This window comes from Photorhabdus caribbeanensis (assembly GCF_018448885.1).
Lineage (GTDB): Bacteria > Pseudomonadota > Gammaproteobacteria > Enterobacterales > Enterobacteriaceae > Photorhabdus > Photorhabdus caribbeanensis.
The window spans coordinates 1-5,855 of record NZ_RCWB01000070.1 but is presented as its reverse complement, the minus strand read 5'-3'; the positions used below and the strand labels follow the sequence as shown (position 1 = coordinate 5,855).

5 protein-coding genes are annotated in these 5,855 nt (G+C 38.1%); 3 read left to right on the top strand and 2 right to left on the bottom strand.

The window, feature by feature from the left end; genetic code table 11:
* The 3 genes from EAE90_RS22665 to EAE90_RS22655 form a co-directional block, all read left to right on the top strand.
* Nucleotides 1-1,319: tail fiber protein (locus EAE90_RS22665; RefSeq protein WP_214055389.1), on the top strand; the 1,319-nt coding region annotated here is incomplete at its 5' end.
* Complete coding sequence (locus EAE90_RS22660) at nucleotides 1,319-1,945, top strand: tail fiber assembly protein (RefSeq protein ID WP_214055388.1); 627 nt, start codon at nucleotides 1,319-1,321, stop codon at nucleotides 1,943-1,945. The genes EAE90_RS22665 and EAE90_RS22660, both read left to right, overlap by 1 nt.
* 403 nt (nucleotides 1,946-2,348) lie before the next feature.
* A complete protein-coding gene (locus tag EAE90_RS22655; RefSeq protein WP_214055387.1) occupies nucleotides 2,349-3,482 on the top strand; it encodes a glycosyltransferase in 1,134 nt (377 codons plus the stop codon).
* A gap of 686 nt (nucleotides 3,483-4,168) precedes the next feature.
* Here the strand turns inward: EAE90_RS22655 and EAE90_RS22650 are convergent.
* Both EAE90_RS22650 and EAE90_RS22645 read right to left on the bottom strand, forming a co-directional pair.
* On the bottom strand, nucleotides 4,169-4,795 hold the full coding sequence (locus EAE90_RS22650) for a tail fiber assembly protein (protein WP_214055386.1): 627 nt from the start codon (nucleotides 4,793-4,795) through the stop codon (nucleotides 4,169-4,171).
* The coding region (locus EAE90_RS22645) for a tail fiber protein (protein ID WP_214055385.1) at nucleotides 4,795-5,855 on the bottom strand (1,061 nt) is incomplete at its 5' end. The genes EAE90_RS22645 and EAE90_RS22650, both read right to left, overlap by 1 nt.

Here is a 5,855-nt window from a genome sequence, read left to right as displayed (position 1 = left end):
AAAACCTTGGTTTGATGGAAACCGTGAATTTGGCGAAAAGTGCCGTGCCAAATAGTCGGAAAATTAATGGGAAACCTTTGACTGGGGATGTCAGTTTGAATGCCGGGGATGTGGGGGCTTTTCCGGGAGTACTCTTTGGTGTAACCGATAATGGCCGATTTTCGGACGCGTCCGAAAATGGTATCTATATTGTATATATTGCTAATCCTAATTCTGTAACTGATTTACCCGCTTATAACAACGTGAAAATTTACTCGTATGGGTTTCTTGTTGTATTTAAAAATAATGATCAGCAAATTCATCAAACATATTATTCCCATCAAGGCGATATTGCGACGCGACAAACATGGGGTGGACCGGGGCAATACCTACCCTGGACTATTCAATATAGTACAAAAAATAAGCCTACTGCTGAGGATGTGGGGGTTTTATCAGGTAAACAATATATTAGTAGTCTGACGGTACAAACATCAGCTTGGGTAAAAATTGCTGAAGTAACAATGAAAGTGATGAGCACTATCAATATTAATATCGCTGGTGGTTCCGGGTATAACGTTGGGAATTTTGAGCAATGTGCTATCACTAATATAGTTTTAAGAACAGGGAATGGATACCCGAATGGAATCAATGCGGTGATGTATACAGTTAATACCAATGCACCTACTGACTTAGCAACTGTTAATACATCTGGTGATAACTATGATATTTACATATTCATTGGTCCTTTTGCTCAAAACATAATTTTAAATGCTTTTGTGTCAGATAATGCAACTGTTAATCAATTAATTAAGATGGCAGAGTTATCAGAAGTCCCTAATGGAGCAGTTAAGGGGAGAGTCTACTCTTATTTATTATCTGGAAGAGAAAGCGAAATTTATCCAATTGGTGCTCCAATTCCATGGCCGTTACCGAATGTGCCTGCTGGTTATCTCGCATGCAACGGTCAATCATTTAATAAATCGCTATATCCGAAGTTAGCCGCCGCTTATCCATCAGGTGTGCTTCCTGATTTGCGCGGTGAATTTATCCGTGGTTGGGATGATGGGCGGGGTGTGGACAGTGGTCGTGGGATTTTGTCGTGGCAACCACAACAAGTTCAGTGGCACCAGCACCTTGGTGGTCACGGTGGTCGATCGCAAGGAGCATTCGGTGTAACAAATCTAGCTGGCCATCCTGGTTCATATCATGATGATTCAAAGCAAACTTTACCGTTCACAAATAACGGAAGTGATTTTCAAGGATTTACAAACAATGGCGCTGTTGGTGCAGAAACCCGTCCCCGCAATATTGCATTTAACTACATAGTGAGAGCAGCATAATGACTGAACAAAAATATTCTTTAGAGCTGGAAACGGCAATCTTAGGTAAAGATGGATTGGCAGAAAAAGCGGGCTGGCTGACAATCTACCATGCAGCACCTTATTCAAGGGAATTTATCGGCGCGACACCAGAATATCTGATGAAGGGGATAGGAATACCGGCCAGTTCCTATACAGATGCTCCGACACTTCCTGACTCCGATTCTCTGGCTGTCAGGCGCACGGCAGACGGAGAGCTCTGGGAAATTGTCCCCGATTACCGGGGAAAAACAGCTTACAATATACAAACTCGCTTACCGCAAGAAATTACCGATCTGGGTGCACTATCCGAAACCCTGACATTCGAACAACCTGCTACTCATTTTGATCGATGGGATGGCTCAAAGTGGGTGGCTGACAAAGCGGCAATAAAGGACAGTGAGATTGAGCAGGCAGAACAATTACGTGACACACTGTGTACACAAGCTAATGAAACCATTACGTTACTCCAATATGCCGTTGATACGGAATTGGCTTCGGAAAAGGAACAGGCACTGTTACTTGAATGGAAAAAGTATCTGGTATTGCTGAACCGTATTGATACTTCGTTAGCTCCTGATATTGAATGGCCGGAAATACCAAAATAAGTTACATCTTTTGGTAAAAAATCTTCTATGAGTGGTTTGTTGGATTTGACAAATTCATCAGATCACTCAGATCAAATTGGCGCACCCTCAAAATGACCTACTATTCTAAGAGATGATTTAGTCGAAAGGAGAGCATGAAACTGTTCAGAATTGCTCTAATGGAAGGAAAACTTCGCCACGCGATGACGTATACCCTGTTAATATTGTTGGACATATTTTTAATAAAATTATAAGATGCTTTTGTTGTTATTCCAATGTTCTTTAACAACGGTAAAACCAGGGTCAATCTTTGTTTCGTGCTATAAGTACGATATCAATTATAACAGTGAACCGTGTTGTTAAAATATATATTGGATGCAATAATCATAAATTATCGATATCCATCAAAGGGGGAAGTTTTATTATGAAAAACATTATATTTATAGCTCCAGAGTTTCACTCCCTCCCCCCTACCTATTCTTCTGCTGTTGAATGGTGGATTTATAATGTTGCAAGAAAATCAAATATCAAAAATATGATAATTTGTAAAGGTGAACGTAATGAAAATAAAATAGAGGTAATAAATAAAAATTCCACTATATATAGAATCAGAATTAGCCGTGTCTATAAAAGAATATTTAAAAAGTGGACAAGGTTAGATCCATTTCCTTATAGCAAAAGAATCTCCTCAAAAATTTATCAGATAAATAAAGAAAATGATTCAATATTAATAGTTCATAACTCTATTACATTATACAATGAAATAAAAAATTTTTATCCAGAAGAATTAATGGTTCTTCACATGCATAATAAAAAAAATACAGAACATCTAGATTACAGGACAAAATTAATTACACCAAGTATATTTTTAGCTGATTTTTTTAAAAAAGAGGTGTCAAATATTGATGTAAAAGTGGTTCCTAATGGTATTAGCAAAAATATATATAATTCTAATCAGCATTGGAATAGAGAAAAATTTAACTTACAAGATGAAGATATTGTGATTCTTTATGCAGGAAGATTAGATAAAGGTAAAGGTGTTATTGAATTAATGAAATCAATAGCCATACTAAAAAATACAATAAAAAACATAAAATTACTTATTGTAGGAGATTATAAAACCAAGAAAAGACGAAGACTTAAAGATTATAGAAAAAAAGTGATTGAACAAGCTAAGGAAATGAGCTCATACTGTATTCTTGCGGGAAATATTCCTCCTAATGATATGCACAAAATCTACCCATTAGCCAACTTAACCGTGGCTCCATCATTGACAGATGAAGCTTTCTGTATGGTTGCCTTAGAATCAATGGCTAGTGGAACTCCTGTTCTTGTAAGTCCTAGAGGGGGGATAAAAGAGTTTGTCATACATAATGAAACTGGTTTTCACTTGAAGGAACCCCTATCCGTCGAAAGTATTTCTTTAGATATCATTGAAACCTTGAATAATCCAAATATAAAAACTATTGCTGAAAAAGCGAAATTAACTGCACTTAATGGATATGATTGGGAAAATATAAGTAATAAACTCGTAGATGTTTTAAATGAGTGGTTCTAGAATAAGGCCGTCAATCAAGACGGCTACCATTATTATTCATCGCTAAAGAAAAAAGCATAAAAACATTTTCTTTATTTTTAAACTACCTTCTTTAAATAATGAAATTGATATTAAAGTAGCAACAATAAATACACTCCTAAAAAACGGAATCTTCACTTCGCTAAAACTAATTGTAAAGTTTTTCGATATAAAAATAGAATAAGTAACCGTCAGGGAGAAAATGCATAGTGCAAAAAATATTTTATTTTTACTGCATTTAGGTATATTTTAGGATATTCACATTGATAAAAAATCGATGTAATTACCATCAGTATAAGAAAGAGATTTTTATATCTAGTAACATCAATTAAATAGATAAGAGAAATATAACCACCAACTAGAAAAGTATTCCACGGTATATTTCTCTTTATTAATTCAATAGTCATTAGTAATACCAAAATGTGATTTATCAATGTTACCATTCTAATACATAATTCAATATAAAGACAAAATTTTTATATGTTTATAAACAGAATATATACATTTATTTTAAGTCCTATGTTGGCTTACAGCATTAGAAAACCAAAACCTGTATTTTTTGATATTCACTACTACTATAAGCCGTTGATTTTAAACTTTCCTATGAATGCATTTTCTGTTGAGGAAAAACAGCAAAATAATGTAATCGGAGCCTTATGGCCCTGTACTTATTTTGGTATTTCTGGCCATTCAATATCAGGAGCTAATGAAGTATCAATACGGTTCAGCAATACCAGATACTTTTTCCATTCAAGTAACAGTGCCTGTTCCTTTTCCGAAGCCAATTCCGTATCAACGGCATATTGGAGTAACGTAATGGTTTCATTAGCTTGTGTACACAGTGTGTCACGTAATTGTTCTGCCTGCTCAATCTCACTGTCCTTTATTGCTGCTTTGTCAGTCACCCACTTTGAGCCATCCCATCGATCAAAATGAGTAGCTGGTTGTTCGAATGTCAGGGTTTCGGGTAATTCACCCAGCTCAGTAATTTCTTGCGGTAAGCGAGTTTGTGTGTTGTAAGCTGTTTTTCCCCGGTAATCGGGGACAATTTCCCAGAGCTCTCCGTCTGCTGTGCGCCTGACAGCCAGAGAATCGGATTCAGGAAGTGTCGGAACATCTGTATAGGAACTCGCCGGTATGCCAACTCCCTTCATCAGGTATTCTGGTGTCGAACCGATAAATTCCCTTGAATGAGGCGCTGCATGGTAGATTGTCAGCCAGCCCGTTTTTTCTGCCAATCCATCTTTACCTAAGATTGCCTTTTCCGGTTCTAAAGAATATTTTTGCTCTGTCATTATGCTGCTCTCACTATGTAGTTAAATGCGACGTTGCGGGGGCGGGTTTCATTTCCGCCTGTTTCGTTAGTTGGGCCTAAACTACGCGGGTTTCTATTACCTCTGCCAACTCGGTTACCCGATGAACCTGCATCATCTCCATTCAAAGTATGGTTATGGGATTTAAACTCGTCAGCTTGCCACGACAAAATCCCACGGCCGCCATCGACACCGCGCCCATCATCCCAACCACGAATAAATTCACCGCGCAAATCAGGAAGCCTCCCAGATGGATAAGCGGTCGCTAATTGCGGATATAGCGATTTATTAAATGCTTGACCGTTGCATGCGAGATAGCCAGCAGGTACATTCGGTAACGGCCAAGGGATGGGCGAGCCGACAGGAATGCCATCATTCTTTCTGCTAAAATTATTGTTTATATAGCTATGTAAGTCACCACCCCATATTGATCCCGTAGTGTTCCCATCGTAATAGTGTATTGCATCACCAATATGAATTGTCCCTTTCGTGAAAATATCACCATTGCGCGTATTAAAAAAAATTCGTGTCTTCTGATCTATTGTTGCTCTCAACCCGATACCAAACCACGATATAAGTTCAACATTATTCCCATCAAAACTAGCCGCATCTTTTGCGCCTGTTTGCATACCACCACTACCGGTAATAAATGATGTGGCATTTACTTTCCCGTCAGGCGACACTGTTAACACACGCTTCGTATTAATATCTATTGCGTATCCGAGTGTATCCGCGCCGCCGCCACGCACAATACCCGTCTTAATATAATTGTCGTACCAAGCATAACTTGTAAACGCAACCATCGTATTTGTCGGTTTCCCTCCTGATTCAGAAACTAACATCGTTACATTACGTTCGTTTGGAATCGTCTCGACTTGTTTAAATCTAAAATACTCTGGATAATTTCCTCCATCTGCCGATACGGCCCCCACATCCCCGGCATTCAAACTGACATCCCCAGTCAAAGGTTTCCCATTAATTTTCCGACTATTTGGCACAGCACTTTTCGCCAAATTCACCGTTTCCATCAAACCAAGGTTTT